This window comes from Phaeobacter sp. JH20_26, from assembly GCF_048056275.1.
Taxonomy (GTDB): domain Bacteria; phylum Pseudomonadota; class Alphaproteobacteria; order Rhodobacterales; family Rhodobacteraceae; genus Phaeobacter; species Phaeobacter bryozoorum.
This window is the reverse complement of the sequence record NZ_JAYMWL010000008.1, coordinates 93,571-118,371: the sequence shown is the minus strand read 5'-3', so window position 1 is coordinate 118,371 and position 24,801 is coordinate 93,571. Positions and strand designations below refer to the sequence as shown.

At 60.4% G+C, this 24,801-nt stretch carries 22 protein-coding genes; 9 read left to right on the top strand and 13 right to left on the bottom strand.

The window, feature by feature from the left end; genetic code table 11:
• Positions 1 to 163 precede the first annotated feature (163 nt).
• From prfB to VWY60_RS03180, 3 genes are all read left to right on the top strand, one after another.
• The gene (gene prfB / locus VWY60_RS03190) at positions 164 to 1,288 is read left to right on the top strand and encodes a peptide chain release factor 2 (protein WP_340545916.1); all 1,125 of its coding nucleotides are present in this window, start codon (positions 164 to 166) and stop codon (positions 1,286 to 1,288) included.
• A gap of 141 nt (positions 1,289 to 1,429) precedes the next feature.
• The gene (locus tag VWY60_RS03185) at positions 1,430 to 2,854 is read left to right on the top strand and encodes an amidase (protein ID WP_416539804.1); all 1,425 of its coding nucleotides are present in this window, start codon (positions 1,430 to 1,432) and stop codon (positions 2,852 to 2,854) included.
• Positions 2,855 to 2,866: 12 nt separating this feature from the next.
• Complete coding sequence (locus VWY60_RS03180; protein ID WP_340545914.1) at positions 2,867 to 3,637, top strand: DUF2189 domain-containing protein; 771 nt, start codon at positions 2,867 to 2,869, stop codon at positions 3,635 to 3,637.
• A 7-nt stretch (positions 3,638 to 3,644) separates the two neighbouring features.
• Here VWY60_RS03180 and VWY60_RS03175 read toward each other — a convergent pair whose 3' ends face one another.
• Positions 3,645 to 4,403 (bottom strand): helix-turn-helix domain-containing protein, encoded by a 759-nt coding sequence (locus VWY60_RS03175; protein WP_416539827.1) that lies wholly within the window; start codon positions 4,401 to 4,403, stop codon positions 3,645 to 3,647.
• Positions 4,404 to 4,662: 259 nt separating this feature from the next.
• Here VWY60_RS03175 and VWY60_RS03170 point away from each other — a divergent pair, with 259 nt between their 5' ends.
• The gene (locus VWY60_RS03170) at positions 4,663 to 5,163 is read left to right on the top strand and encodes a hypothetical protein (RefSeq protein ID WP_340545913.1); all 501 of its coding nucleotides are present in this window, start codon (positions 4,663 to 4,665) and stop codon (positions 5,161 to 5,163) included.
• A gap of 102 nt (positions 5,164 to 5,265) precedes the next feature.
• On the opposite strand, the gene ilvN is transcribed toward VWY60_RS03170, so the two are convergent.
• The 4 genes from ilvN to VWY60_RS03150 all read right to left on the bottom strand — a co-directional run bounded on the left by ilvN (position 5,266) and on the right by VWY60_RS03150 (position 10,276).
• Entirely contained in the window at positions 5,266 to 5,826 is a 561-nt protein-coding gene (gene ilvN, locus VWY60_RS03165; protein WP_340545912.1) for an acetolactate synthase small subunit, read from the bottom strand.
• Positions 5,827 to 5,892: 66 nt separating this feature from the next.
• Positions 5,893 to 7,644, bottom strand: coding sequence for an acetolactate synthase 3 large subunit (locus VWY60_RS03160; protein WP_340545911.1), 1,752 nt, complete (start codon positions 7,642 to 7,644; stop codon positions 5,893 to 5,895).
• A gap of 462 nt (positions 7,645 to 8,106) precedes the next feature.
• Positions 8,107 to 8,751 (bottom strand): response regulator transcription factor, encoded by a 645-nt coding sequence (locus VWY60_RS03155; protein WP_416534233.1) that lies wholly within the window; start codon positions 8,749 to 8,751, stop codon positions 8,107 to 8,109.
• A 91-nt stretch (positions 8,752 to 8,842) separates the two neighbouring features.
• Entirely contained in the window at positions 8,843 to 10,276 is a 1,434-nt protein-coding gene (locus tag VWY60_RS03150) for a cache domain-containing protein (RefSeq protein WP_416539803.1), read from the bottom strand.
• A gap of 252 nt (positions 10,277 to 10,528) precedes the next feature.
• On the opposite strand from VWY60_RS03150, the gene VWY60_RS03145 reads away from it, so the two are divergent.
• The 3 genes from VWY60_RS03145 to VWY60_RS03135 all read left to right on the top strand — a co-directional run bounded on the left by VWY60_RS03145 (position 10,529) and on the right by VWY60_RS03135 (position 15,095).
• The gene (locus VWY60_RS03145) at positions 10,529 to 11,611 is read left to right on the top strand and encodes a TRAP transporter substrate-binding protein (protein WP_340545908.1); all 1,083 of its coding nucleotides are present in this window, start codon (positions 10,529 to 10,531) and stop codon (positions 11,609 to 11,611) included.
• Between the two features lie 183 nt (positions 11,612 to 11,794).
• A complete protein-coding gene (locus VWY60_RS03140; RefSeq protein WP_416534232.1) occupies positions 11,795 to 12,721 on the top strand; it encodes a TRAP transporter small permease subunit in 927 nt (308 codons plus the stop codon).
• 16 nt (positions 12,722 to 12,737) lie between these two features.
• A complete protein-coding gene (locus tag VWY60_RS03135; RefSeq protein ID WP_416534231.1) occupies positions 12,738 to 15,095 on the top strand; it encodes a TRAP transporter large permease in 2,358 nt (785 codons plus the stop codon).
• 208 nt (positions 15,096 to 15,303) lie between these two features.
• On the opposite strand, the gene VWY60_RS03130 is transcribed toward VWY60_RS03135, so the two are convergent.
• From VWY60_RS03130 to VWY60_RS03115, 4 genes are all read right to left on the bottom strand, one after another.
• Complete coding sequence (locus tag VWY60_RS03130) at positions 15,304 to 15,687, bottom strand: VOC family protein (protein ID WP_340545905.1); 384 nt, start codon at positions 15,685 to 15,687, stop codon at positions 15,304 to 15,306.
• 4 nt (positions 15,688 to 15,691) lie between these two features.
• Positions 15,692 to 16,513 (bottom strand): arginyltransferase, encoded by an 822-nt coding sequence (locus VWY60_RS03125; protein WP_340545904.1) that lies wholly within the window; start codon positions 16,511 to 16,513, stop codon positions 15,692 to 15,694.
• Positions 16,514 to 16,721: 208 nt separating this feature from the next.
• Positions 16,722 to 17,153, bottom strand: a complete 432-nt coding sequence (locus VWY60_RS03120; RefSeq protein WP_340545903.1) for an RDD family protein — start codon at positions 17,151 to 17,153, stop codon at positions 16,722 to 16,724.
• Positions 17,154 to 17,325: 172 nt separating this feature from the next.
• Positions 17,326 to 17,793 carry a DUF2852 domain-containing protein gene (locus tag VWY60_RS03115; protein ID WP_416539802.1) on the bottom strand — a complete coding sequence of 156 codons (468 nt, stop codon included), beginning with the start codon at positions 17,791 to 17,793 and terminating at the stop codon, positions 17,326 to 17,328.
• A 627-nt stretch (positions 17,794 to 18,420) separates the two neighbouring features.
• Between VWY60_RS03115 and VWY60_RS03110 the strand changes: the two genes are divergently transcribed.
• On the top strand, positions 18,421 to 19,254 hold the full coding sequence (locus VWY60_RS03110; protein WP_416539801.1) for a hypothetical protein: 834 nt from the start codon (positions 18,421 to 18,423) through the stop codon (positions 19,252 to 19,254).
• A gap of 538 nt (positions 19,255 to 19,792) precedes the next feature.
• Positions 19,793 to 20,305, top strand: coding sequence for a thermonuclease family protein (locus VWY60_RS03105; RefSeq protein WP_416539800.1), 513 nt, complete (start codon positions 19,793 to 19,795; stop codon positions 20,303 to 20,305).
• 39 nt (positions 20,306 to 20,344) lie between these two features.
• Here VWY60_RS03105 and VWY60_RS03100 read toward each other — a convergent pair whose 3' ends face one another.
• The 4 genes from VWY60_RS03100 to VWY60_RS03085 are packed head-to-tail and all read right to left on the bottom strand — an operon-like array spanning position 20,345 to position 24,793.
• On the bottom strand, positions 20,345 to 21,325 hold the full coding sequence (locus tag VWY60_RS03100; RefSeq protein WP_416539799.1) for a phage late control D family protein: 981 nt from the start codon (positions 21,323 to 21,325) through the stop codon (positions 20,345 to 20,347).
• Entirely contained in the window at positions 21,322 to 21,531 is a 210-nt protein-coding gene (locus VWY60_RS03095; protein WP_416539798.1) for a tail protein X, read from the bottom strand. Before VWY60_RS03095 ends, VWY60_RS03100 begins: the two co-directional genes overlap by 4 nt.
• Positions 21,531 to 21,956, bottom strand: coding sequence for a phage tail protein (locus VWY60_RS03090; protein ID WP_416538862.1), 426 nt, complete (start codon positions 21,954 to 21,956; stop codon positions 21,531 to 21,533). Before VWY60_RS03090 ends, VWY60_RS03095 begins: the two co-directional genes overlap by 1 nt.
• Positions 21,956 to 24,793 carry a phage tail tape measure protein gene (locus VWY60_RS03085; protein ID WP_416539797.1) on the bottom strand — a complete coding sequence of 946 codons (2,838 nt, stop codon included), beginning with the start codon at positions 24,791 to 24,793 and terminating at the stop codon, positions 21,956 to 21,958. The genes VWY60_RS03090 and VWY60_RS03085 overlap by 1 nt, the downstream gene beginning before the upstream one ends.
• Between the last annotated feature and the right edge of the window lie 8 nt (positions 24,794 to 24,801).

Below are 24,801 nucleotides of genomic sequence, written 5' to 3'. Positions count from 1 at the left end.
GCGAACCTATCTGAGGGGCGGGGCGTGGAAATCATGACCCCGCCCGTTTTATGCTGTGCGGTGACGTGGTGCGCCAATCGCGCTGCTGCCTGCTGCGTCGGCTTGCCCGCAGGGCGCGGGTGGTTTATCACGCAGGCCTGATACGTGATTTCAAGGGATTGCCATGCGCGCCGAAACTCAGAACATCGTGGCCGATATCGAAAAGTCGCTGGAGCTTTTGGCGCAGCGTCTGGATTGGGAAACCGCAGAGTTCCGCCTGGAAGAGTTCAACGCCCGCGTTGAGGATCCCAACCTGTGGGACGACGCCGAGGCGGCGCAGGCCCTGATGCGCGACCGGCAGATGCTGGTTGATGCAATCGACACCTATAAATCCATCAAGCAGGATCTCAGCGACAATATGGAGCTGATCGAGCTGGGCGAGATGGAAGAGGACGATGAGGTCATCGCCGATGCCGAGGCCGCGCTGAAGGCGCTGAAGGAAAAGGCCGCCGAAAAGGAGCTGGAGGCGCTGCTGGATGGCGAGGCCGACAGCAATGACACCTTCCTTGAGATCAATGCAGGCGCAGGCGGCACCGAGAGCTGCGACTGGGCGTCGATGCTGGCACGGATGTATGTCCGCTGGGCAGAGAAAAAGGGTTACAAGGTTGAACTGCAGTCCGAAAGCGCGGGCGAAGAGGCGGGGATCAAATCCGCCGCCTACAAGATTTCGGGCCACAACGCCTATGGCTGGTTGAAGTCGGAAAGCGGCGTGCACCGTCTGGTGCGGATTTCCCCCTATGATTCCGCAGCCAAGCGCCACACCTCGTTCAGCTCGGTCTGGGTTTACCCTGTGGTGGACGACAATATCGAGATCGAGGTGAACCCGTCGGATATTCGGGTGGATACCTATCGCTCCTCCGGTGCCGGTGGCCAGCACGTCAACACCACCGATTCTGCGGTCCGCATCACCCACGTGCCCACCGGCATCGTGGTCACTTCCTCCGAGAAGTCGCAGCACCAGAACCGTGACATCGCCATGAAAGCGCTGAAGTCGCGGCTCTATCAGCTGGAGCTGGACCGCCGGAACGCCGATATCAACGCCGCCCATGAGGCCAAGGGCGATGCCGGCTGGGGTAACCAGATCCGTTCTTACGTGTTGCAGCCCTACCAGATGGTGAAGGATCTGCGCACGCAGCACGAGACCTCCGACACCAAAGGTGTGCTGGACGGCGATCTGGACGGGTTCATGGCGGCAACGCTGGCGTTGAACGTCGCCGGAAAGAGCCGCTCGGAAGCGCAGGGCGAGTGATTTCGACGCGGCATCCTGCCGCTTTGCGATAGTAGCACCCCCGGTTGAGAACTTGCAGACCCGTTTGCCTCGGCAAGCGGGTTTTCTTTGTGTTTTGCTGCGGCTAGGCTGACATCATCTGCCAGCCAGGAGCCCCCGGAGATGACCCAGATCCAGACCAGCGCCCGCGAGATCCTGCGCGATCTTTCGACCGGGCGTCGTCGCGCAGAGGCGCTGATGGAGGAGACGCTGGACCGCATCGAGGCGATCAACCCGAGCGTCAATGCAATTGTGGCCCTGCGGGCGCGAGACGTGCTGCTTGCCGAGGCGGCCGCTGCCGATCGGGCAGAGACGCGGGGGCCGCTGAACGGGCTGCCGATGGCGGTCAAGGATCTGGCAAATGTGGCTGGTGTTCCTTCGACGCAGGGTTCGCCATTGCTCGCGGATTTCGTGCCGCAGACGGACGATCTGATGGTGGCGCGGTTGCGGGCGGCGGGGGCTGTGATCATCGGCAAGACCAACACCCCGGAATTCGGCCTTGGGTCGCATACCTATAATCCGGTCTACGGGGCGACGGCCAACCCCTATGACCGCAGCCGCAGCTGCGGCGGTTCCTCCGGCGGCGCGGCGGTGGCATTGGCGACCGGGATGGTGGCGCTGGCGGACGGGTCCGACATGATGGGATCTCTGCGCAACCCTGCCGGCTGGTGCAATGTCTACGGTTTCCGTCCCAGCTGGGGGCGGGTTCCGAATGAGCCACGCGGCGATCTGTTCCTGCATCCGCTGTCCACCAATGGTCCGATGGCCCGCAGCCCCGAGGATCTGGCGCTGCTGCTGGATGTTCTCTCCGGTCCCGATCCGCGTCAGCCGTTCTCGACCGGGTTTGCGGCGGCGGATGGTGTCGCCCCCCTGCCTGCCGCGCGACCGATGCGCATTGGCTGGCTTGCGGATTGGGGCGGTGCCTATCCGATGGAGGCGGGCATATTGGAGACATGCGAGGCCGCGCTGGAGGTGCTGCGCGGCTTGGGGCATCAGGTCGAGCCGATTGCACCGCCTTTTGCAGCGGAGCGGATCTGGCAGAGCTGGAGCACGCTGCGTTCCTTTTCCGTGGCCTCTGGTCTCAGGGTGTTTTCCGGGCAGCGGCAACAGCTGAAAGCCAGCGCCCAATCGGAGCTGGAACAGGGCATGGCGCTGAGCGGGCAGGAGGTTCAGGCAGCATCTGATTTGCGGTCGGACTGGCAGCGTGTCGCGGCGCGTCTGTTTTCGCAGTATGACGCGCTGGTGCTGCCGACCGCGCAATGCTGGCCCTTCGATATCACGCTTGAGCACCCGCAGGCGATCAACGGCACCGCGATGGACAGTTACCACCGCTGGATGGAGGTGGTGACACCGGTCAGCCTGCTGGGCCTGCCCTGTCTGGCGGCTCCGGCGGGGTTTGGAGCTGGTCAGCTGCCGATGGGCCTGCAGATCTTTTCCGCCCATGGCCGCGACCGTGACCTGCTGGCGCTGGGGCAGCAGTATCATCTTGCGACCCGCTGGCCAGAGCGGCGCCCGCCCGAGCTGCCGTGCTCGGACACGCCCCTGTAAGGAGATCCTCATATGGACGAAAAAGCCTTTGGCGTGCCGCAGTTGCAGCCGATGACCCTGTCGACCCTGGGGCAGGCGTTGCGGCGCGGATGGGCTGATTTTCGGGCCAAACCGGGCTATGGGCTGTTCTTTGCCGGGGTCTATGTGCTGGCGGGCTGGATCATGGCCTGGATTACCGTTGCGACCGGCACAACCTTCTGGCTGGTTCTGGCGGCCATCGGCTTTCCGTTGGTCGGCCCTTTTGCCGCGGTCGGCCTATATGAGGTCTCGCACCGGCTGGAACAGGGGCGGGCGCTGGGTTTTGGCGCGATCCTGAGCGTTGTGCTGCAACAGAGCCGCCGTCAGCTGCCGTCGATCTGCGCCATCATCATCATTGTCTTCCTGTTCTGGTTCTTCCTTGGTCATATGATCTTTGCGCTGTTTCTGGGCCATTCGACGATGACCAATATCTCCAGCTCGCCCGAGGTTTTCCTGACAGCAAACGGGATAACCATGCTGCTGGTCGGCAGCCTGGTCGGGGCGGTATTTGCGCTGCTGCTTTACATGATCACAGTGATTTCCCTGCCGCTGCTGCTGGATCGTGAGGTGGATTTTGTCACCGCGATGATCACCAGTTTTTCCTATGTGCAGGCCAATTTTCTGGTGATGCTTGTCTGGGCCGCAGGCATTGCCATAGCCACATTCTTGGCCATGGTGCCGGGGTTTCTGGGGCTGTTTCTGGTGCTGCCATTGCTCGGCCATGCCAGCTGGCATATCTATCGGCTGATCGCGACCGCGGCCTGAGCGGCAGCTAGCGAAACCGGGTTCCCACGCCGAGCAACCGCTGCTGAAACGGGCTCAGCTCATGCTGTTCTATGAACCCGGCCCGGCGCGCGGCGCCGAGGATGGCGGCGGGATCCTGGCCGAGATGTTCATAGACCATGCGGGTTACCCGGTCCGACGTGTCGCTTTCGCGGCTGGTGCGCGCAACATAGCCTGCCCAGATGTTGGCCTGCATCGACGGCACATTGGCCAGATAGTTGAAGGAGGAGGTCCGCCCGCCACGCCGCGACAGCAGGAAGGCCACCCCATCATCATGGGCCGAGGCGTAGCCACGGAACTCCCGTGATTGCGGATCCGACGGCAGGCCCTGGTAGCGCATGGCGGATTTCGCTTCATAGCCGCGCAGGTAGGTGATGCCCTCGGTGCGAAAGACCAGCGCCAACCCCAGGATAAAGCGATCCGTGCGTACAAAGCTGCGGCGTACGAACTGATAGAGGCCGGAGGGAAAGAATGCCTCGGTCACATTGGCAACGCCGGGGCCAAGAAAATCGCCGAGGAACGGCCCCTGAAGGATCTGCCCTTTGCAGGAGAGCTGATCGACGGGATCCAGCAGAATCCGCGCATCAACGTCAAAGAAATTGCAGATCCGGTCCAGCACGTCAGGGCGGGGGAAGCTCTCGCCGGTCAGGTAGCGGTTGAACTGGGTGCGATTGATCCCGAGGCGTCGAGACAGATCCGAAATTGAGCGGTAGCCCTTGGCGAGCTGACGCAGGTTGGCACCGAACATATTGCGCAGTTCCGCCGGCGAACGATCGGCCTGGTTCAAGATTGGCTCCCTCTGTGTCGTGGACCGGGTGTTACACCAGATCTTGTGGTTTCCTAGGGACTCCCTAATACCCTTGTAGATAATACATGAGGATCTGACGCTATCCAGCATCAATTTTGCGCAAACCGGACACAAATTGACACAGATCTTGTTACAGGTTTTTGGTGTTCCTTTGCCATGATTTATCCCAGAATAGCTCGGGACCAATGTGAGGTATGATATGATTGGCGTCGTTCTTTGGACGGACTACGATCTGCGGCAGGCGGTGATCTGGAGCGAAGATCACGGTGATCTGGTATATTATCGCTGGACCTCGCTCGATGAACCCATAGAGCTGCGCAAGGGTGACTGCGTCGCTTTTCGGGTTGAGACCAAGGGCGCGTTGCGGTTCGCCAGCGATCTGCATGTCATCCAAGAAAGCCAGAGTCCGGAACTGGCGGCGAAGCTTGGCGATGCCGAGCATGAAGCCAGCCAATCGCTGCCCAACAGCCGCTCGGAGGCGACGGTGATGACCTGGGAGGACGCGCGCCACGATCCCTTGTTTGTGGATCCCTCGGTCTACCCGGAGCATAACGCCCATGAGGTAAAAGCGCCTGTTCGTGGTGCCGGTGATAGCCAGCCGTCCAGCGCGACCATTTTGTCCTTCCCTGACAAACAGGCTCGCGACGCCCGCGCGCAGGCGAAACGGCGCAGCGCTGATCGAAAGCTGATCCGTAGCTGATCTAAAGAGCGGATCCGCCGCTAGCGTAATCGGATCAGTTTGTATGGGACACGAAAAAGGGCTGCGCGATGGCGCAGCCCTTTTGTCATCCTGTCGGAATGATCAATTGCCGCGCAGCAGGGCAGCTACGCCGGTGCGGGCGATCTTGGTCAGGCCCAGCGGGCGCATCATTTCGGCAAAGGCGTCGATCTTGTCGGGTGCGCCGGTCAGTTCAAAAATGAAGCTGTTGAGCGTGGTGTCGACAACCTTGGCGCGGAAAATATCCGCCAACCGCATGGCTTCCACGCGCTTGTCGCCTTCGCCGACCACTTTCACAATGGCGAGTTCCCGCTCGACAAAGGGGCCTGCGACGGTGAGGTCGGTGACTTCATGTACCGAAACGATCCGGCCCAGCTGCGCCTTGATCTGCTCGATCACCTGCGGCGTGCCGGTGGTGACGATGGTGATGCGCGACAGATGGCCGGTGTGATCGACCTCGGCCACGGTGAGGCTGTCGATGTTATAACCCCGACCCGAGAACAGGCCGATCACACGGGCCAGAACACCGGGTTCGTTTTCCACCAGAATGGTGATGGTGTGGCGTTCCTGAACATCCGAAAAATTCGGGCGCAGGTTATAGGCAGAATGGCTGGTGGAGCCTTTTTTGATGTGTAGGGCAGACATTTACGTCCCTTTCCTAGAAATCGGGGCAGGGCGATAGCGCCCCGCTGTATCTGTTCCTGAACCGGGTTAAACCAGCACCGCGCCGCCGGATTGGATGACGCCTTGGGTCTCGGCATCGCCCAGCAGCATTTCGTTATGCGCCTTGCCCGAGGGGATCATCGGGAAGCAGTTTTCGTGCTTCTCCACCAGACAGTCAAAGATCACCGGCCCGTCATAGTCGAGCATTTCCATGATCGCATCATCCAGATCCTTTGGATCCTTGCAGATGATGCCCTTGGCGCCAAAGGCCTCGGCGAGCTTGACGAAATCGGGCAGGGCTTCGGACCAGGAATGGCTGTAGCGTTCGCCGTGCAGCAGCTCCTGCCACTGGCGCACCATGCCCAGACGTTCATTGTTGAGGATGAACTGTTTCACCGGCAGGCGGTACTGCACGGCGGTGCCCATCTCCTGCATGTTCATCAGCCAGGAGGCCTCACCGGCGACGTTGATCACCAGCGCATCGGGGTGCGCGACCTGCACGCCGATCGAGGCCGGTGTGCCATAGCCCATGGTGCCCAGACCACCGGAGGTCATCCAGCGGTTGGGATCCTCAAAGCCGAGGTACTGTGCGGCCCACATCTGGTGCTGCCCCACTTCGGTGGTGATGTAGCGGTTGCGGTCCTTGGTCAGGGCTTCCAGACGCTCCAGCGCGTATTGCGGTTTGATGGAGGTCTCCGAGGCGGTGTAGGACAGACAGCGAATATTGCGCCATTCGGTGATCTGCTCCTGCCATTTTGCGATGGCAGCGCTGTTCACCTTGCGGCCGCGGCTCTTCCAGACTTTCAGAACGTCTTCCAGCACGTGGCCGATGTCGCCGACGATCGGAATATCGACGCGGATCACCTTGTTGATCGACGAGGGGTCGATGTCGATATGCGCCTTGGTCGATTTCGGGCTGAAGGCATCCAGACGACCGGTGATGCGGTCATCAAAGCGGGCGCCGATATTGATCATCAGGTCGCAGCCGTGCATGGCCATATTGGCCTCGTAAAGACCGTGCATCCCCAGCATCCCGAGCCAGTTCTTGCCCGAGGCCGGATAGGCCCCAAGCCCCATCAGCGTGGAGGTCACCGGAATGCCTGTGGCCTCGGCCAGCTCGCGCAGCAGCTGGCTGGCGCCGGGGCCGGAGTTGATCACGCCACCGCCGGTGTAGAATACCGGGCGTTTTGCGGTTTCCATAGCCGCCACCAGCTCGGTGATGGCCTCCAGATCGCCCTTCACCGGCGGCTGGTAATGCGACGCGGCGGGTTTCGGCCCCTGATAGGTGCCGGTGGCAAACTGCACATCCTTCGGGATGTCGATCAGCACCGGGCCGGGACGACCCGCGGTGGCGACATGAAAGGCCTCATGCAGGGTGCTGGCCAGCTTTTCGGTGTCTTTCACCAGCCAGTTGTGTTTGGTGCAGGGGCGGGTGATGCCCACGGTGTCGGCTTCCTGAAAGGCATCGGAGCCAATCATGAAGGTTGGAACCTGACCGGTGAGAACAACCAGCGGAATGGAATCCAGCAGCGCGTCGGTCAGGCCGGTCACCGCATTGGTGGCGCCGGGACCGGAGGTCACCAGAACAACACCGGGCTTGCCGGTTGAGCGGGCATAGCCTTCGGCGGCGTGAACCGCGCCCTGTTCATGGCGCACAAGAATGTGCCGGATATCATTCTGCAAAAAGATCTCGTCATAGATCGGCAGAACGGCACCGCCGGGGTAGCCAAAGACGGTGTCCACCCCCTGATCCTTCAGGGCCTGAACAACCATTTTTGCGCCGGTCATCTCACGTTTCATCTGCTTTAGCTCCAATTGGCGGCATCGTCCGTTTCGCATAAAAAAAGCCCCCGATTTCTGGTCGGAGGCGCATGGGTTCGATTATGGTCTACCGTTACCGGCCCATGCGCGTGGTTCCTACGATTACGACTAGGATATTCATCGTGTTGGCTCCTTTAGCGTTGCAGCGGACCTTAGGACCGGTGGCCGGGGGCGTCAACAGGGAAATGAACCGAAAATACCCCAGTTTCGGACATTTTGTTGCGCTGGCGGGGTTCCTGGCGACATTTTCGCCTTTCGCACGGCCGAAAATCGGACCACTTCGGCCCTAAAGTCGAAAATCTCCCTGAACCAAAGGCCAAGGTCAGATCACGCGCGACGGCGTTTTGCCAAATTGCGAGGCGCATCGGACCTAGTTTGCGGGAGTTTCTGCTGCATTGCGGCGCAATTTTAGCTCTGCCACCAGGCGGCGGGGTGGGCGGGTCAGAAACTGTGACCGGTGCCCTGCAGCACGCCATGTTCCAGCGCGTAGCGTGTGAGACCGGCGGTCGAGGAAATGCCAAGCTTGCGTTTGATGTTCTTGCGATGGGTTTCCACTGTGCGCACCGAGATATCCAGCGCCAGGGCAACGTCCTTGTTGGATTTGCCCTGTGCGAGTTCGAGCAGAATGGTCTGCTCACGTCCGGTCAGCGCCTCGCGGGCGGGGTCGTCTTTCGGCTTCAGCGAGCCTTCGGCGCCGGTGCAGAGATAGGTCTCGCCACGCATCACCGTGTCGATGGCCTGGCGGATCTCCTCGGTTGGGACATCTTTCAGCACATAGCCCATGGCCCCATGCGCCAGCGCGCTGGAGATATATTCGGGGCTGTCGTGCATGGACAGGATCAGGATGCGGGTGGCAGGGGTCTGCTCGAGGATGATTTCCGTGGCGCTCAACCCGCCCAGTTTCGGCATATTGAGATCCATCAGGATCACATCGGGTTTCAGCGCGCGGGCCTCGGCCACCGCCTCTTCGCCGTTGCCGGGGATGCCGACAACCTCGATATCGTCATAGCTTTCAAGGATGGATTGAATGCCCTCGGCGACCATCGGGTGATCGTCAACGATCAGAACGCGAATGGTATTTGGCATGGTCTCCCCCCTCATTTGGCGTGGCGCGGTCCAGCCCGTCGCGTGCATCCACCGGTGCGGCGGCGACAGTCTGGCAAGAGCGCCGATTGGCTCAGGACACCCGCTTGGACGCCGGTTTGGAGGCATCACCCGGGGGCAGCAGATGGCTCAGCGGCAGCAGGACCTCGATCACGGTGCCGCTTTGCGTGCCCCGTGATGACAAAATCCTGAGGGTGCCGTCAAGCTGTTCGATTCGTTCCTGCATATTGCGCAGCCCGATGCCCGGGCCGCTGCGGTCCTGAACCGGGGGCAGGCCGCGGCCATTGTCGGTGATCCGCATAGTGGCGCCGCGCGCGTGTCCGCGCAGATCCATGGTGACCTCCGTCGCCTCGGCGTGGCGTTCGATATTGGTGAGCGCTTCCTGCGCGATCCGGTAGAGCGCAATCTTGGCATCCCCGTCCAGACGGTTGCGGAACACGACAGTGCTGAAACGGGTCTCGATGCCGGTGCGTGCGGCGAAATCATCGGTCAGTGCCTTCAGCGCCGGGCCAAGGCCGAGATCATCCAGCACACCGGGGCGCAGGTCGCGGCTGATGCGGCGCACCTCGGTGATGGCGGTGCCCAGATGCGAGATCCCTTTGTTCAGCGGATCCTCGACCCGGTCAAAATCTCCCCGCGACAGGCGTCTGCGCGCGTTGTCCAGCGCGTAGCGCACCCCGACGAGGAGCTGACTGATCCCGTCGTGCAGCTCGCGCGCCACCCGGCCGCGCTCTTCTTCCTGGGCGTCGAAAACCCGCTGGGTCAGCTCTTTCAACTTGGCGTCCGCCAGACGACGCTCGCGGATGTTCAGCACCATACCGGAGGCAAAGACCAGCCCCAGTGCAAACAGGGTGATGCCACCGATGTAGTAGAACGTACGGCGCACACGGGTCTCGACCTCGGCGCGCGAGGCCGCGACAGAGGCCAGCACATCATCAATGAACACCCCGGTTCCGATGGCCCATTGCCAGTCCTGCAAGCCCAGCACATAGGCAACCATCTGCGCCTCTTCGCCGGTTGAGGGTTTCTCCCACATAAACGTGTGCCATCCGGCGCCCTGACGGGCCAAGCGGATGAATTCATCCACGACCGGTGTGCCGCGGCTATCAGTCAGCCCCTTCCAGTTGTTGTTGATGAACTCGGTCTGGCGCGGGCTAACCAGATTGGTGCCGCCGTAGTCGTAGACAAAGAAAAACCCGTCGCGGTCATAGATCATTGCACTGAGAATCTGGGTGACCTTTTCCTTGGCCTCCTCGTCATCTGGCGCCGCCAGACCGTAGATGTGCGAAAACCCATTGCGGGCCTGGGTCACATAGTTGCGCAGCTCGGCCATCTTGGCCTGCAACAGCTGCTGTTCCAACGCTTTGATCTCGCGTTCGGCCAATGCGCGCGACTGCACGGAGACCAGCACGGCAATGGCGGCCCCGGCCACGATCAGCGGCAGCGTCGCCAGCAGGGACAGCTTCTGGGCGTAGTTGGGGCGCAAGAATTGGGGGATCAGCTGCATGGTCGAATCGTTACGCAATCCGCCCGGAGAATCAAAGCCCCCACAGCTGCGCTCAGCGCGCGAATCTCGGGATCGGCCTTGGCGGTTGTCACAGGCTGCCCAGATTTTGGCCAAATAATTTGTCCAAAATGCGGTTTTCTACGCAGTAGTAGGTATTCACATGACGCAGCGTACAGCTAGGCTTGCGTCACTCGACAAGACCCGCCTCGGGCACAGACCCGGGGCAATCCAATTAAATGGGAGGAGAAACCTATGGATCGTCGTTCCTTTTTGAAGACATCCGCGCTGGGGGGCAGCGCCGCTGCAGCAACCACTCTGGCCGCACCGGCTTATGCGCAGGGCAAGCGTACCCTGACCATGGTCACCACCTGGGGCCGTGGCGCCGCGGGCGTTCATGACTCCGCACAGCGCGTCGCAGATTCGATCACCGCCATGTCCGATGGCGACCTGACCATCGACCTCAAAGCTTCCGGCGAACTGGTTGGTGCATTTGAGGTATTTGACGCGGTGACCGCCGGTCAGGCCGACATGTACCACGGTGCCGACTATTATTTCACCGGCCAGCACCCGGCCTATGCCTATTTCACTGCCGTGCCTTTCGGCATGACGCCGCAGGAACTGGTGAACTGGTACTACCAGGGCGAAGGCATGGCCCTGCATGATGAGCTGGGCCAGATCTTCGGTCTGAAATCCTTCCTTGGCGGCAACACTGGCCCTCAGGCCGGTGGCTGGTTCAACAAGGAAATCAACAGCCCCGAAGATTTCAACGGTCTGAAGTTCCGTATGCCGGGTCTGGGCGGCAAGGCGCTCGGCAAGCTGGGCGCATCGGTTCAGAACATTCCCGGCTCCGAAGTGTATCAGGCGCTGTCCTCCGGTGCGATCGACGGCACCGAGTGGATCGGCCCCTGGGCAGATGAGAAGATGGGCTTCCAGGAAATCACCAAGGTCTACTACACCTCCGGTTTCCATGAGCCGGGTGCGGCGCTGTCCGTGGCGACCAACCGTGACGTGTTCGACAGCCTGTCGCCCGCGCATCAGAAAATCATCGAAATCGCGGCGGCCGAAGGTCACCAGTGGAGCCTGTCGCAGTTCATGAACAACCACGGTGCGGCTCTTCAGCGTCTGCAGACCGGTGGCGTGAAGACCCTGGAATTCCCTGACAGCGTCTGGGATGCCTTTGGCTCCGCGACCAAGGAAACCCTGGACGAGTTCATGGGTGACGAGCTGTTCGCAAAAATCCGCAACAGCGTCGAAGCGTCGATGAAAGCCTCTTCGGGCTGGATCACCAAATCTGAAGGTGCCTATCGCACCCAGCGCGACCGCGTTCTCGGCTAACCGCCCCAAGAGTGGGTTCAATCGGATCCTCCGCATCGGCGGGGGATCCTTTCGCAATAGCAGCCGACACGGATGGCTCGCGCCATTAGTGTCCATCGGGTCCCAGGATCCGTGCGGCCTGATTATTATCCCTATGATGACGATCCAGACCGCCCGCGCTGCACGCATTTATTCGAGGGAAAAATGCAGGACGAAAGTGGCGTTTCCTTTTTCGGGACCTTACTGGACGGCCTGATCTGGCTGGTACAGAACATCGCGGGCGCCTTTTACAACTTCGGCTATGCCGTCGCCAACCCGCAGCTCTGGCTCGACTGGTCGGACAAGGCTTCCATCATGCGGTTCGTCTACTATGGCGGGTCGGTTGAGTTCTTCTTTGTTGTCTTCACCGCGTTTCTGGTGCTGACGGCGGTCGGCATGTATCGCCGCTCCATCATGTGGGGGGTCGTGCGCGGACTGGAGGGCTTTGCCAACACGCTGGGTCGGCTGTTTGCCTGGGCAGGTCTTCTGATGGTGCTGCAACAGATCATCATCGTCTTCATGCAACGGGTGTTTGCGCGCCCGGACATGAGCTTTGGTCTGGGTATCGCGCTGGAAAAAGACATCAGCTGGTTCGCAGAAGAACTGAAGCTTTACAATGCCTTGGTGGTCTGCCTTTGTGTCACATACACCTTTGTGCAGGGCGGCCACGTGCGGGTCGATCTGATCTACTCCGGCATCAGCTTCCGGGCCAAGCGGGTGGTGGACATGCTGGGATCGCTGATCTTCATGATGCCCGCCGCCGTGCTGACCTGGATGTATGGCTGGTACTTCCTGTGGCGCCACCTGATCGTGCCGAAGCCCTCGGCCTCGGACACGCTGGAGCGTCTGGTGATGAAATCCCGCGCGCTGCGCTGGAACATCGAGACCATCGGCTTCAGCCCCAATGGGTTCAACGGATACTTCCTGTTCAAGATCCTTCTGGTGACATTCGCCGGTATCGTATTCCTGCATGCCATCGCGTTTTTCTACCGCTCGTATCTTGAGTTTGTGGAAGGCCCCGGCAGCGAGAACAAACACCTCGACAAGGACAGCCTTGGTGAAGGTGAAGAAGCCTATGAAGGCGCGCATTAAATAAGGGACAGCCCCCATGCTATTCGGACTTGATGGCGTTGAAATCGGCCTGATCATTGTCTTCTTCTGCCTTTTCGGAGGCATTCTCTCCGGCTTTCCAGTGGCCTTTGCCATTGGCGGAGCCGGCATCATCTCCTTCGGGATCATTGCGGCGCTCGACAGTGCCGGGATCCTGGTTCACCAGGCCATCGACACCTCGTCGCAGGTCTATCGCGACCTGGTGGGCTCCGGCGTCAAGCCGGATGTCATATCGGTGTTCAGATATCCTGAACTGCCACGGGTCGCCGAGGCGGTATTCCCGCAGGGTTGGGAAGTTGCGATGGACCGCAACATCTCCTTTGTCGTGAACCGTATGAACGAACGGGTTCTGGCCGGTGCCTCGATCGAGACCCTGCTGGCAGTGCTGATGTTCGTCCTGATGGGCATCACGCTGGAACGGTCGAAGATCGCCAACGACCTGCTGACCACCATGGCGCGCGTCTTTGGTCCGCTGCCCGGCGGTCTGGCAGTTTCCATCGTGGTTGTGGGCGCTTTCCTTGCGGCCTCCACCGGGATCGTCGGCGCAACCGTGGTGACCATGGGCCTGCTGGCGCTGCCCACCATGCTGCGCAACAACTATTCGCCGGAACTGGCGACCGGTGTGATCGCCGCCTCGGGCACGCTGGGGCAGATCATTCCGCCCTCCATCGTGATCGTTCTTCTGGGCACGCTTGCGGGGGATCTCTATTCCACCGCACAGGAAACCCGTGCGCAGGAATTCGGCTGCTCCGATGCGCTGACCTATCTGGGTGAGCCAGCGGTTGTTTCGGTCGGGACGCTGTTCCAGGCCGCGCTGCTGCCGGGTATCCTGCTGGCGCTTCTTTATGCGCTCTATGCCTTTGGCTATGCGCTGCTGAATCCGGAGAAAGCTCCGGCAGTTGTGCTTGAGGGCGGTACAGGCGAGCCGATCACCCGTGGCGAAGGCCTCACCTGGTTCCTCGGTGTGCCGGTGGCGCTGATTGCCGGTGCGTTGCTGCTGGGCCAGGTGAACCTGATCGGTAGCCAGAACATCACGGTTTCGACCTTCTCCGATGCGGGGCAGACGGCATCGCTGCGCACCAATGTGGGTGCGGACTGTCAGGCGGCAATGATTGACCTGCATGGTCAGGAGGCCTGGGATGCCGCTGTCGCCGAGCAGAAGAGCATCGACGACGCAGGCGGCGTTGCCCAGGCAACCAAGCTGACCGAGGACGAGATGGCCGCAGCCCGTGTCGCCAAGATCGAAGCCGCGGCTCCGATTGGCACCGGTCTGACCGTGCTGATGGTGCTGATGGGGCTGACGCTGGCGGTTGGTCGCGGGGTTTCGCCCTCGCGGGATCCCAAGCCCTTGATCCTGGGGGCGATTGGCGTGCTGCTGATTGCGCTGGTCGATATCGTGGCAATTTCACCGACCACGACGCCCGGGGTCACCGTGCTGCTGATCGCGCTGCCAAGCCTCCTGGCGCTCTATGGGTGCAAGGTCGCGGCGGTGCGCAGTTCACAGAATGATCTGATCCGCGTGGTGTTCCCGCCGCTGATCCTGATCATTGCGGTGCTGGGGTCCATTCTGGGCGGCATCACCAACCCGACGCCCGCTGCGGCGCTGGGGGCTGGGGGCGCCATCATGCTGGCGGCCTACCGCAAGCTGCAGGACCAGGGGAAATCCGGCTGGATCATCATCTGGGCAACCCTTGCGGTGGCGATCTGTATCCTAGTTGGTGTCAACTTCGATCTGCGGATCAATGGGCAGGATGGGGTTTCGGCAGAGACCATCATCGCCTTTGGTGTGGCCTATGGCGCCTATCTCTTTGCGCTCTTCGGGCTGCTCTACGGTTGCTGGGTGCTGTTCAAGGGCGGGGTGCTGACACCGGTGGTGCGCGAAACGGCCAAGGTCACGTCGATGGTCTTCACCATCCTGATCGGCTCGCAGCTGCTCAATCTGGTGGTGATCTCCTTTGGCGGGGAACACTATATCCAGCAGTTCCTCAAGAGCTTTGACAGCGAGCTGAAGGTCTTCCTGATCGTGATGGTGGTGCTGTTCATCCTTGGCTTCGTGCTCGACTTCCTGGAGATCATCTACATCGTGATCCCGATTGTCGGGCCGGTGATCTACGGCGGCTCCTTCGATCCGAAGTGGGTGACCATCATGGTTGCGGTGAACCTGCAGACGTCGTTCCTGACGCCGCCGTTTGGATTTGCGCTGTTCTATCTGCGCGGGGTGGCACCGAAGGAGGTGACCACAGGCCATATCTATCGCGGGATCCTGCCATTTGTGCTGATCCAGGTGGTGGGTCTGGGGATCCTGTGGATGTTCCCCTCCATCGTGACAATCGTGCCGGCGCTGATGCCAAACTGATTGCAATCAGCCAAAGACGACAAAGGGCCCCGCTTGCGGGGCCCTTTTTTCATGTCGGCACCGGGGCGAAAGCAGAAACAGGGGCGCTGCCCCTCTGCGCCATGCGGCGCATTCACCCCGGGATATTTGACGCCAGAAGATTGGCCATGCAGCCGTTTGCCGATGGCAGCTGAAGGGGCGGTGCCGAATGGGACCGGCGCCCTGCGGTTCAGGTGAGCTGGAGCAGATCCCAGCGGTTGCCGAACGGGTCGCGCCAGACCGCAACCCATCCGTAGGGTTCATGGCGGGGTGCTTCGTCGAAGGTGACGCCTGCGGCCAGCATGGCGGCATGGTCTCGGGCGAAGTCATCGGTGTGCAGGAACAATCCGACGCGGCCGCCAAATTGATTGCCGATGATGGTCTTTTGGGCATCACTGTCGGCCCGGGCCAGGATCAGGCTGCCCTCACGGGCGCCCGGCGGCAGGATCCGGACCCAGCGCTTGCGCCCCTGATCGACATCTTCGGCCAGCTGCCATCCGAGGGTGCCGCAGTAAAACGCGATCGCGCTGTCGTAGTCCGGGACGATCAGCGTCACGGCATGAAGAGATTGCATTGGGTTACCTGCTGTGGCTGCGCGATTCCGGCAGGTGAATATTAGCGACCTGTTCCGCAATCGGATCGGTCGACAGCGGGTGCGCCGTGTCATCAAAGGCGTCGGGATCGGTCATCGGCTGCCAGGCGCCGCGATGATAGACTTCAAGCCCGGTGAACTTCGCCTTGTAGCCCATCTTGGCGCTGCCTGGCACCCAATAGCCGAGGTAGACATAGGGCAGCCCGGCCTCGCGCGCGATGTCGATGTGATCCAGGATCATGAAGGTGCCGAGCGAGTTCTGCGGCAGATCGGGCCGATAGAAGGAATAGACCATGCTCAGCCCATCCTCCAGCACATCGGTCAGCGACACCGCCGTCAGCGCGTTGCTGTCGCGGTCGATATATTCGACGACGCGGCTGCGAATGGGCGTCTCCTCGATCATGGCGGCATACTCGAAGACATCCATATCGGCCATGCCGCCATCGGCGTGCCGGCTGTCGAGGTAGTTGCGGAACAGCGCATATTGATCTTCGGTCGCCCAGGGAGAGGTCGCGCGCCGATCCAGCCCGGCGTTGCGCTTCAACGTGCGTTTCTGCCCCCGGCTGGCGGTGAAGGCGGCGACATTGATCCGGGCAGACAGGCAGGCGGAGCAATCGGAGCAGGATGGCCGGTACAGAACATTCTGCGAGCGGCGGAATCCCTGCTGCGACAGGCTGTTGTTGAGCTGTTCGACACCATCGCCCTGCAGGGCGGTGAACAGTTTGCGCTCCATCCGATCTGCCAGATAGGGGCAGGGCTGCGGCGCAGTCACGTAGAACTGTGGGGCAATCGGCAGAGTGTGGCGCATCAGGCGGTCAGGTGTCCGTTTGGGCTTGGCACAAATGGCCCCGAGTGTCGCGCGGGCGCCGAGTACTGATCACGGAGCCGCTGACAGATCGGGGCATTCTGGCCACAGGGTTATCTTGAATGATAGCAATGCCATCGCACTGCGCCAAGAGGCCAGTTGGGATTAAGGTTTACAGATTGCCCATCTTCGCCTTGAACCAGACGGCAGATCAGCGGCGCCGGTTCAGCATGACGGTCCCCATCACCGCATCCGTCAGCCCCTGACCGCGCGCGGACATCAGCATCATGAGGATGGAGATCACCTGCAGCAGCGGGAAGGCCATGGAAACTGTATATCCGGCGGTATGCAGCAAGGCGCCCTGGCCGTCGAGCTTGCGTCCCGACAGGTCGCGCAATTCGATGCCTGCGACGGCCATGCCCCAGGTCGCGGAACCAGAAGCGATGGTTGCAGCACGATAGATGAAACCGATCACCAGATAGAGCAGCGGCCAGATGAACAGCCCGGTAAAGGCGGTGAAAACCACGGCGATACTGGCAAGAACGGTGATCAACAGGCTGTCGATAAGCCAGGCAAACAGACGTTTGGCAGGGACCAGCTGATAGAAATCAGCCTGGTAGTCTGGATCGGGCAGGGCGGTCATCAAAGCTTCCTTATCGCGATAACGGGGTCGAAAGAACCGGGGCGGGGAACCGGGCTCATGGTTTGGCCGTCTGGCCAGGGTGGCGGCTGACACGCGGGCTGATCATCAGCTTCGGCGTCAGGCCGCTCCCGCCGGGATAGGCCCCGCCCAATGCGGGCGGAGCTGGCTCTGGTCAGTGACGCTTGCTGCGCGGGCTGTCCGCGTCATCCTCTGAATCATCAATTTCGATGGCTTCATCGTCGTTCTGCAGCGCGCGTTCGTGCATGAACTGATCGAATTCCGATTTATCCTTTGCAGCCCGCAGACGTTGCAGGAAGGCTTCGAAATCATGCTGTTCCTGCTCCAGCCGGTGCAGCGTATCGGCCTTGTAGGCGTCAAAAGCGCTGTTGCCGGACGGGGTCATCGCGGACATGCCATGACGGGCCCAGGATTTACGGCGTGTGGTGCAGGATTTCGAGAACATGCGCTTGCTCCAGATCATGTAAAACAACAGGGCGAGGCCAACCGGCCAGAAAAAGACGAAGCCGAGGACCATGGCGGCAATCCAGGCGCCTTTGCCTTTGCTGTCGAGCCAGGATTCACTGCGGGAAAACCAGCCCTGTTCGGACGGGTGCGGGGCGGTAGAGGTGTAACTCGTCATCGGGGTCTCCAGGTTAACGTTGCGAGGTTCGGCGTCCATGTAAATGCGCTTCACATTATGGAATATCGGACTGCCCCCGCACGGTTTCAAGCCTGCATGTAAACATTTTTCACATTTTCGCAGATCGAAGCATGTAGCTTATTGATATGTTTGTATTAATTGATGATTGTAGCGGGACATTTCCGTTTGCAAACTTGGACACTTCAAGTTGCAGCAAATTATTTCTAAGTCCGACTCGGTGGTCAAAGATGATTGTCTCATCAAGAAGCGCAGCGGGGCGTAGAAGCTCTAAATAGTACACAACCTCTCCTCCCAGCCAAAGTACGTATAGCAGATCGCCTCGAATGTGCCGCCTGCCAATTTGAGCATGCATCAGCGCAGATTTCACCCTTTTCAAAGTCTAAGACGCAAGCCCGCTAACGAGGCGAGATCGGTCCGGAGCAGCCGTTCACGGAGCGAGTTTGACGCTGCGGTGCTGGGACACATGGGTTCGCGAAGTGAACCCTTAGGCGTCAGAGTTCTGCAACAGCCCCCAATCGTGATTGGCTTTTGTGTTTGATGTTGGATCGAAAATTCAGGAAGTTGACACGCAGAAAGCTCTAATCAACCTGTGCAATGGAGATGGTGATGTTTAAGAGGCTTTGGTCGAAGATTTTTAGTCTGCCTAAATTTGAGAGCAAAGCAGAGGCATTTTTCGCAAAACACTCGGTCACGCAGACCGTGCTTACCGCCATCGCAATATTCATAACAATCACAATTGGCTATCTCTCGCTCGTTAAACCCGGCACGGTGGTGCAGGGCATTGATGAGTTGATAGACGCCACGAGGGAAGGTGCTACTGCAACTCAGCAAGTCGTAGCAGCCCTAGAGCCTGACGATGCGATTGAGGCTTTAACGAAGCGTGGGTACGCATTTTCGAAGGACGCGTTTTGGCGCGCCATACGAAATGAAGATGATCGGTCGATCCGTTTGTTTTGCACAGGAGCTCCGCCTTCTTGGACCAGCAGTAGCAACTTTGACAAGGCCTCTATTCCCCAAGCCGCGCGCGCGACCCTTTCGGATTGCCACGCCTCTGAAAACTTTGTGTGCGATTATCAAGACCTTTCGAAATTTGACCATTATGAGTTGTCCGATGCTCTCTATGCCGATGCGCAACACGGTCTAATTTCTCTGATCTGTGGCTCGAATATTCGCCGTAAGTTAGAAAAGCAGGTTGCCAAATTGCAAAATGCCGAACGCACCCAGCTAAAAGATGAGTGCCAAGAAAACTATCGCTTACTGGAAGACACTGCGAATAAAAACACACACATTGCGTTGCGTCGAAATGCTGTTCAGATGCGCATTATGGAGCTGAGTGCGGCGACAAATTTTCGCTTCCCGGGCAGCAGTCTACCGGAAGTCTGCCGATCGGAGTTCAATATTGATTTTGAGCAAGTGCTGACCGAAATGCGTTCTCGTTAACCTCTCGTTGCCGCGTCAAACGCATGGCTTCATTGATGTACTGCGCACTCCATGGCGGCAAACTAGCAACTGTTTGCGTTGGGCGTCCTCCGCTTGAACCAGCACCGATGTCTGCTCAGGGCTGTAAACTGCTTTGCCAAGGCCCATGATTTCTGGAGGAAAAGGCTATTTTCATCCATCGCAAGCGCACCCTCGGCCCTTACGACAGGTTTTGCTGCGACTGATACAAGAGTTTCCACAGGCTTTCCCTTTGCGGCAGGTCTTACAGCAAGCGGCATTCCAGATCGTTGCCTCAGTGTCGATGCCAAGCGCACGAAGGCGCTCCCAAGTTGCCGCTGTGTAGGCTGCTGGGTTGGTACTTTCTTGTAGATCCGACATGCTGTGGTTCAGATCAGCCGCAACTGCGATGTCCCCAACACCAACGACAGCGAAAACTGCCAGAATATTTAGAAATTTGCGCATGGTTTCCCCCCGGAATATGAATCACCTATAAATTGCATGGATCGTGCGGCATTAAACTGACCCATATCAAGTCAGGATGGGAGCGGTGGCAGCAACTTTGGGCTGTCCTCGGCTGTGTTCGATGCTACGGAGAGGGCAACAGTTTCGAACACTAGGGCGTAGCAGAATGAGACTATCCAGTGCGGTCGCTATGAAACCTGCAATTGCCGTGGCGCTCGCTCTTGTGGTTTCAATTCCCGCTTCGGCTGCTGGGCTACGGGTGCGAGATGCTGACACAATCGTGGTTAACGGAACACCAGTTCGACTACAGGGCGTGGATGCGCCAGAGTTGAAAACCAGCGCGGGGAAGGACGCCAGGCGTTGGATGGTCAATTTCCTTGCCGGTAAGAGCGTAGAATGCAGCCTGAATGGCGAACGTTCTTATGATCGCTATATTGGTGTCTGCTATGCCGAAGGCCAAGATATTGGAGCGGCCGTTATCGCTGCTGGCCACGCGCTTGACTGTCGCCGTTATTCTGGTGGGCGATATAGTCATTTGGAGACCCCGGCTGCGAAGTCCCGAATACGCCGTGCTTCTTACTGCCGTTGAAACGGTTCGGTACCGTGAGGGCTGATCTCAGCGCGAGATCTATTTCTTAGCCTTTTCGTTGTCGCGTTCTGCTTTGAAACTGGTTGTGAGTTTGGCGTCGAGGCGGTGGGTGACGCTGGTGATCAACCATTCGCCTTCCAGTTCGGGCTTGATGCCGGTCAGGTTCACCTTGGCCTCGGCCATCAGATCACCCCAGAAGCCGCCGAGCTGAACACTAACAGATCCGCTGGCGCGGGCGGCGCGGGACAGGGCGGCGTCGGCGGCGCGCTGTGCTTCGGCCTCGTTCGGGTAGCGGTGGCGTAGCTTCAGCTTGGGGTCTTTGTCTCCGGCCTTGCATGTGCGGATTTCAGCGCTGCCAAGGTCGGCCCATTCCACGATGACGCAGCCATATTTGCCGCGCCCTTGCAGTTGCCAGTCGCAAGACGCCATCTGCGCGCGGTTCACTTCGAACACCGGCAGGGCAGAGCCATCAGCGGCCCTGTTTTCCCCGCGCTTGGCCACAACCAGAGCACCGCCCGCCGGTTTGGCAACGGCGTCCAGATCCTTGGCCAGACGGGTCAGGAAGTTGAGGTCGCTTTCGGTGGTCTGCGCAAGATACGCATAGCGATGGGCTTTCAGGCTGTCGCTGATCACCGGTTTCAGCCCGTGTTCACCCGCAATCTTGGTCACAATGTCGGCAAGGGACACGTTGCGCCAGGACCGCGATTTGCGCGCCCGGATACCGCTCAGCATATCGGCGGCCTTGGCACCGATGGTCAGAATATCCGGCGCAATGCTTCCGCTCAGCTCATCCACCACAAAGCGCCCGATCTCCACCAGATTGCCGGTGAAGCCAAGCGAGATTTGCAACGCGGCGCCGGTTTTAGGCAGGGCGATGGCATAGTCGCGGTCGTCCACTGTGATCTCTGCGCGGTCGGATTTGCTGCCCGCCTCATCAATGACGGTCAAGCCGATCAGCCGGTCGGCAAAATTGCCGGTGACGTCCTCACCATCGGCTATAATCTGATAGGCGACTTTCATGACGTGCCCCAGAGACGCAGCGGCTTACGGACGGTGGCCGGGGCCGGATCGGGCAGGGTGATCAGCACCCCCTTGGGGAGGATGGGGCCAAGCCGCGCCAGCCCCGGATTTGCCTCATAAACGGCAACGGTAATGTCCTCGTGGCCATAGTGATCCTTGCAGATCTCGTCGATCATATCGCCCTCGCTGGTGCGGTAGGTCTGCATCACAGCCCCCCGAGGAATGAGGACAGGACGCCGTTGTCCTGGCCATAGGCTTGCAGGGTCAGAGAGAACTCAATCTTGCGGGGAGCGCCATCGGCCAGAAAGACGCTTTTGCGTTCCTCAACATGGGTGATCACCCAGCGGTCCCAGACCCAGCCGAGGCCATCGACCATCATCATCGGTTTGGCCACCTTGGCCTGCAACCGCATCATTTCAACCTGCCGTAGACCGCCTTTGAAATGGGGGTAAATTACCCCTTCAAGCCGCAGCTCCTCGGCGTCTGGTCCGGTGAACTGAAGGGCCGGGGCACGTCCAATCCGATTCACCTTTTCCCAGCGGTAGGCGGCGGTGCGGGCAAACTGCTGGTAGGAACCCCCGCCCATACCAAAGCGAAAGCCGCCAAGGGCCATCATGACCATACTCAACATCAGTAATCCAACCCATCATGCAGGTCGGCGCGGCGGGCGCTTTCCCGTCGGTTCAGCTCTTGCATCACCATCCGCGCAATTGCAGCCTCATCGGTGCCCTGCGGCGGGGCGATGGTGATATTGATCGTGTCGCCCTGGCGGGTGATCTGCGGTGCGGCGGACTGCGTGGACAGAGCCGGGCGCGGATCAATCTGGCGCTGGATTTCGCCGGGACCTGCGACGGCGGCCGCCGGGATCGACAGCGAGGTCGCCGCCATTGCCGCCTTCAGAACCCGCGTGGGCAGGATGCTGCCGGATACGCCAGGCACAAAGATCTCGGCGCTGCGTTCCCCGACCAGATAGGGCATCCCGGCGCGCACCGGCCCGCCCGCGTCTCGCTGCCCGCTCAGGGGATGTGCTTTAGGCGAGCGTTCGCGCCCGCTGCCGGTCGCTGCCTTGGCGGTGGGGCTGTCGCCGCTGGCCCAGGCTTGCAGATCTGTCAGCCATTGCGGCTTGAGATTGGCCAGTTTGTTGGTGATGAACGTCACCGCCTGGTCCACGATTGAGGCCATGCCGTCCCAGAGTGTTTTCATCAACGTGACGCCGCTGGCAAAGAGAGAGATTTCGCGGAACTTGGCAATGATTTGCTGCGGGACGCCCAACAGCTCCATGACATAGGCCACCAGCCCGATGGCGCCCTCTATCGCAAGGGTGAAGGGGTTGAACTCTGCCAGCAGCTTGAACACGCCTTTGATCAGCCCTTCGTCAAAGGCCGCGCGCACCAGTTCGATTTTCTCGGTGACTGCGCCGACGATCTTGTCCCAATTGTCATAGACGACATAGGCAAGTGCGGCGACGGCTGCGATGACCAGGCCAATCGGATTGGCCATGGCCAGAGCGCCAAGGCGGACAAAGGCACCGCTCAGCAGCTTGACCCCGCGCAGCAACAACAACAGCGGACCTTTGCCAACCCACATCAGCAGTTTGCCCGCCGCGAAAATGGGGGCCATGGGCAGCCACCAGATCAGGCGCAACGCGGCAAAGCCCGCATAGAGTGCTGCGGCTGAGGCAATGACCCGGCCTAAGCTGCCGTCCCACTCAAACAGCGAGGCCACCATTTGACCAAGCGCGGCCCCAGCATCGGTGCCCCAGGACGTCCAGGCGTCGCGGCTGGCGTCCAGCGGTCCCAGGAGATTGCTAAACCACTCCCAAAGATCACGCGCGGCCTGGATGATTGCGTCCAGCATTGGCGCGGCAGGACCAAGGGCGGCGCGGAACCCTTCCCAGAATCCGGTAAAGAACGCGCCAAGGCCGGACCAGTTGTTGTAGATCCAGATACCCGCCATCGCGACACCGGCCAGGAGCGCGCCTATGCCGGTGGCCAGAAATGCCCAGCGGATCGCAATCAACGCGCCGCGCACCAGTTTCAGCGGGTTCAACAGCGCCAGCAATCCACGCGCCAGAAGTGGCGCCAACATCAGCAAGCCGCTGCCCGCACGGATGATGTGCAGGAATACCGGCAGGATCGAGAACAGCGACCAGCGCAGGGCAATGGATGCAAGCCGCAGGCTGAACAATGCGAGTGTCGCTTTCATCACGCCGTTGATCAGAGCGGGGTGGGCGGCGGCCCAATCTGTCATCGCAGCCACAATCGGCATCAGCGTGGCCATCAGCTCATTCATCTGCGGCAGAACGGCAGCGCCGACGACAACGGCCAGCCCCTTGGCGAACTCCAGCAGGCGCTGGCGCTGCACAAAGGTGGTGGCCGCCTGTCGGCTGTATTCTTCCTCCATCAGTCCGAGCAGGCTTGCGGTATCGGCGGCCTTGGCAAAGGCGGTCTCCAGCATTTCGACATTCGTGATCAGGGGGGTGATCGCGCCCTTGGCTTCCTCACCAAAAAGAATGCCGACCATCGAATTGCGCTGATGAACCGGGATGCTGTCAAACGACTTGATCACCTTCAAGATGGCGCCGGTCGCATCGTCCTGCATGTCTTTGGCGAGCTGTTCCGGGTCCAGGCCGAGGGCCTTGTAGACGGCGCGTTGGCGTTTGGTGACATTGCTGCCACGGGTCAGCGCGTTGGTGAAGTTTTTCAGCCCCGTTGCGGCCACCTCTGGAGCCGCGCCTGCGGCCAGCAATGTGGCGCTAAGCGCGGCGATTTCATCGGCGGCAAGACCGGCGGATTTGGCAACGGTGCCTTGCCGGTTGATCACGGCTAGAATGTCGGCCTCGCTGGTCGCCATGGTATTGCCGAGCAGGTTCACGGTATCGCCCAAGACCATGGCTTCGCTGTGGGTTAGGTTCAGGTTCTGACGCCAACGCGCCAGCGCGGTTCCGGCCTCATCGGCAGTGATGCCAAAGGCGGCGCTCATCTTGGCAGCGTCGGTGGCAAATTCCAGCAACTGGCGACGTTTCTCATCATCGGGCAGGTTTTCATCTACCACGCCCATCCGACCAGCGGCGGCGATGATATCGGTCATGCCTTCGGCGGTGGCGGCCAACCCGCCAGAGGTCACCAATTCGCGGATCTGCGTTTGCAGGATATTCAGCCCATCGGCGTCCTTGAATGACACCACCTTGGACACCTCGGCCAAACGCCGTTCGGCCTGAATGGCGGGTTCGGTCAAGCCAAGCAGGGTGCCGCCCAATGCGGCTAGCCCCAGAACCTCGCCTTGCAGGGCAGAGCGGCGCGCCTTGTTGGCTTCAAGCTGTTGATTGGCCCATTCCACACCACGGCGCCCGGTCTGTTCGGTGACGTGGCCGATCTTGTCCAGCGCCGCAGTCGCCTGCCGCGCCGGGGCCGACACCTGGTCAACCAGTTTCAAGATCAGGGCAATGTTCAGATCGCCTGTGGCCATGCCACCCA

Coding starts and splice junctions, on each gene's coding strand:
- prfB (WP_340545916.1), top strand. CDS start 164: ATGCGCGCCGAAACTCAGAACATCGTGGCCGATATCGAAAAGTCGCTG.
- VWY60_RS03185 (WP_416539804.1), top strand. CDS start 1,430: ATGACCCAGATCCAGACCAGCGCCCGCGAGATCCTGCGCGATCTTTCG.
- VWY60_RS03180 (WP_340545914.1), top strand. CDS start 2,867: ATGGACGAAAAAGCCTTTGGCGTGCCGCAGTTGCAGCCGATGACCCTG.
- VWY60_RS03175 (WP_416539827.1), bottom strand. CDS start 4,403: ATGTTCGGTGCCAACCTGCGTCAGCTCGCCAAGGGCTACCGCTCAATT.
- VWY60_RS03170 (WP_340545913.1), top strand. CDS start 4,663: ATGATTGGCGTCGTTCTTTGGACGGACTACGATCTGCGGCAGGCGGTG.
- ilvN (WP_340545912.1), bottom strand. CDS start 5,826: ATGTCTGCCCTACACATCAAAAAAGGCTCCACCAGCCATTCTGCCTAT.
- VWY60_RS03160 (WP_340545911.1), bottom strand. CDS start 7,644: ATGAAACGTGAGATGACCGGCGCAAAAATGGTTGTTCAGGCCCTGAAG.
- VWY60_RS03155 (WP_416534233.1), bottom strand. CDS start 8,751: ATGCCAAATACCATTCGCGTTCTGATCGTTGACGATCACCCGATGGTC.
- VWY60_RS03150 (WP_416539803.1), bottom strand. CDS start 10,276: ATGCAGCTGATCCCCCAATTCTTGCGCCCCAACTACGCCCAGAAGCTG.
- VWY60_RS03145 (WP_340545908.1), top strand. CDS start 10,529: ATGGATCGTCGTTCCTTTTTGAAGACATCCGCGCTGGGGGGCAGCGCC.
- VWY60_RS03140 (WP_416534232.1), top strand. CDS start 11,795: ATGCAGGACGAAAGTGGCGTTTCCTTTTTCGGGACCTTACTGGACGGC.
- VWY60_RS03135 (WP_416534231.1), top strand. CDS start 12,738: ATGCTATTCGGACTTGATGGCGTTGAAATCGGCCTGATCATTGTCTTC.
- VWY60_RS03130 (WP_340545905.1), bottom strand. CDS start 15,687: ATGCAATCTCTTCATGCCGTGACGCTGATCGTCCCGGACTACGACAGC.
- VWY60_RS03125 (WP_340545904.1), bottom strand. CDS start 16,513: ATGCGCCACACTCTGCCGATTGCCCCACAGTTCTACGTGACTGCGCCG.
- VWY60_RS03120 (WP_340545903.1), bottom strand. CDS start 17,153: ATGACCGCCCTGCCCGATCCAGACTACCAGGCTGATTTCTATCAGCTG.
- VWY60_RS03115 (WP_416539802.1), bottom strand. CDS start 17,793: ATGACGAGTTACACCTCTACCGCCCCGCACCCGTCCGAACAGGGCTGG.
- VWY60_RS03110 (WP_416539801.1), top strand. CDS start 18,421: ATGTTTAAGAGGCTTTGGTCGAAGATTTTTAGTCTGCCTAAATTTGAG.
- VWY60_RS03105 (WP_416539800.1), top strand. CDS start 19,793: ATGGGAGCGGTGGCAGCAACTTTGGGCTGTCCTCGGCTGTGTTCGATG.
- VWY60_RS03100 (WP_416539799.1), bottom strand. CDS start 21,325: ATGAAAGTCGCCTATCAGATTATAGCCGATGGTGAGGACGTCACCGGC.
- VWY60_RS03095 (WP_416539798.1), bottom strand. CDS start 21,531: ATGCAGACCTACCGCACCAGCGAGGGCGATATGATCGACGAGATCTGC.
- VWY60_RS03090 (WP_416538862.1), bottom strand. CDS start 21,956: ATGTTGAGTATGGTCATGATGGCCCTTGGCGGCTTTCGCTTTGGTATG.
- VWY60_RS03085 (WP_416539797.1), bottom strand. CDS start 24,793: ATGGCCACAGGCGATCTGAACATTGCCCTGATCTTGAAACTGGTTGAC.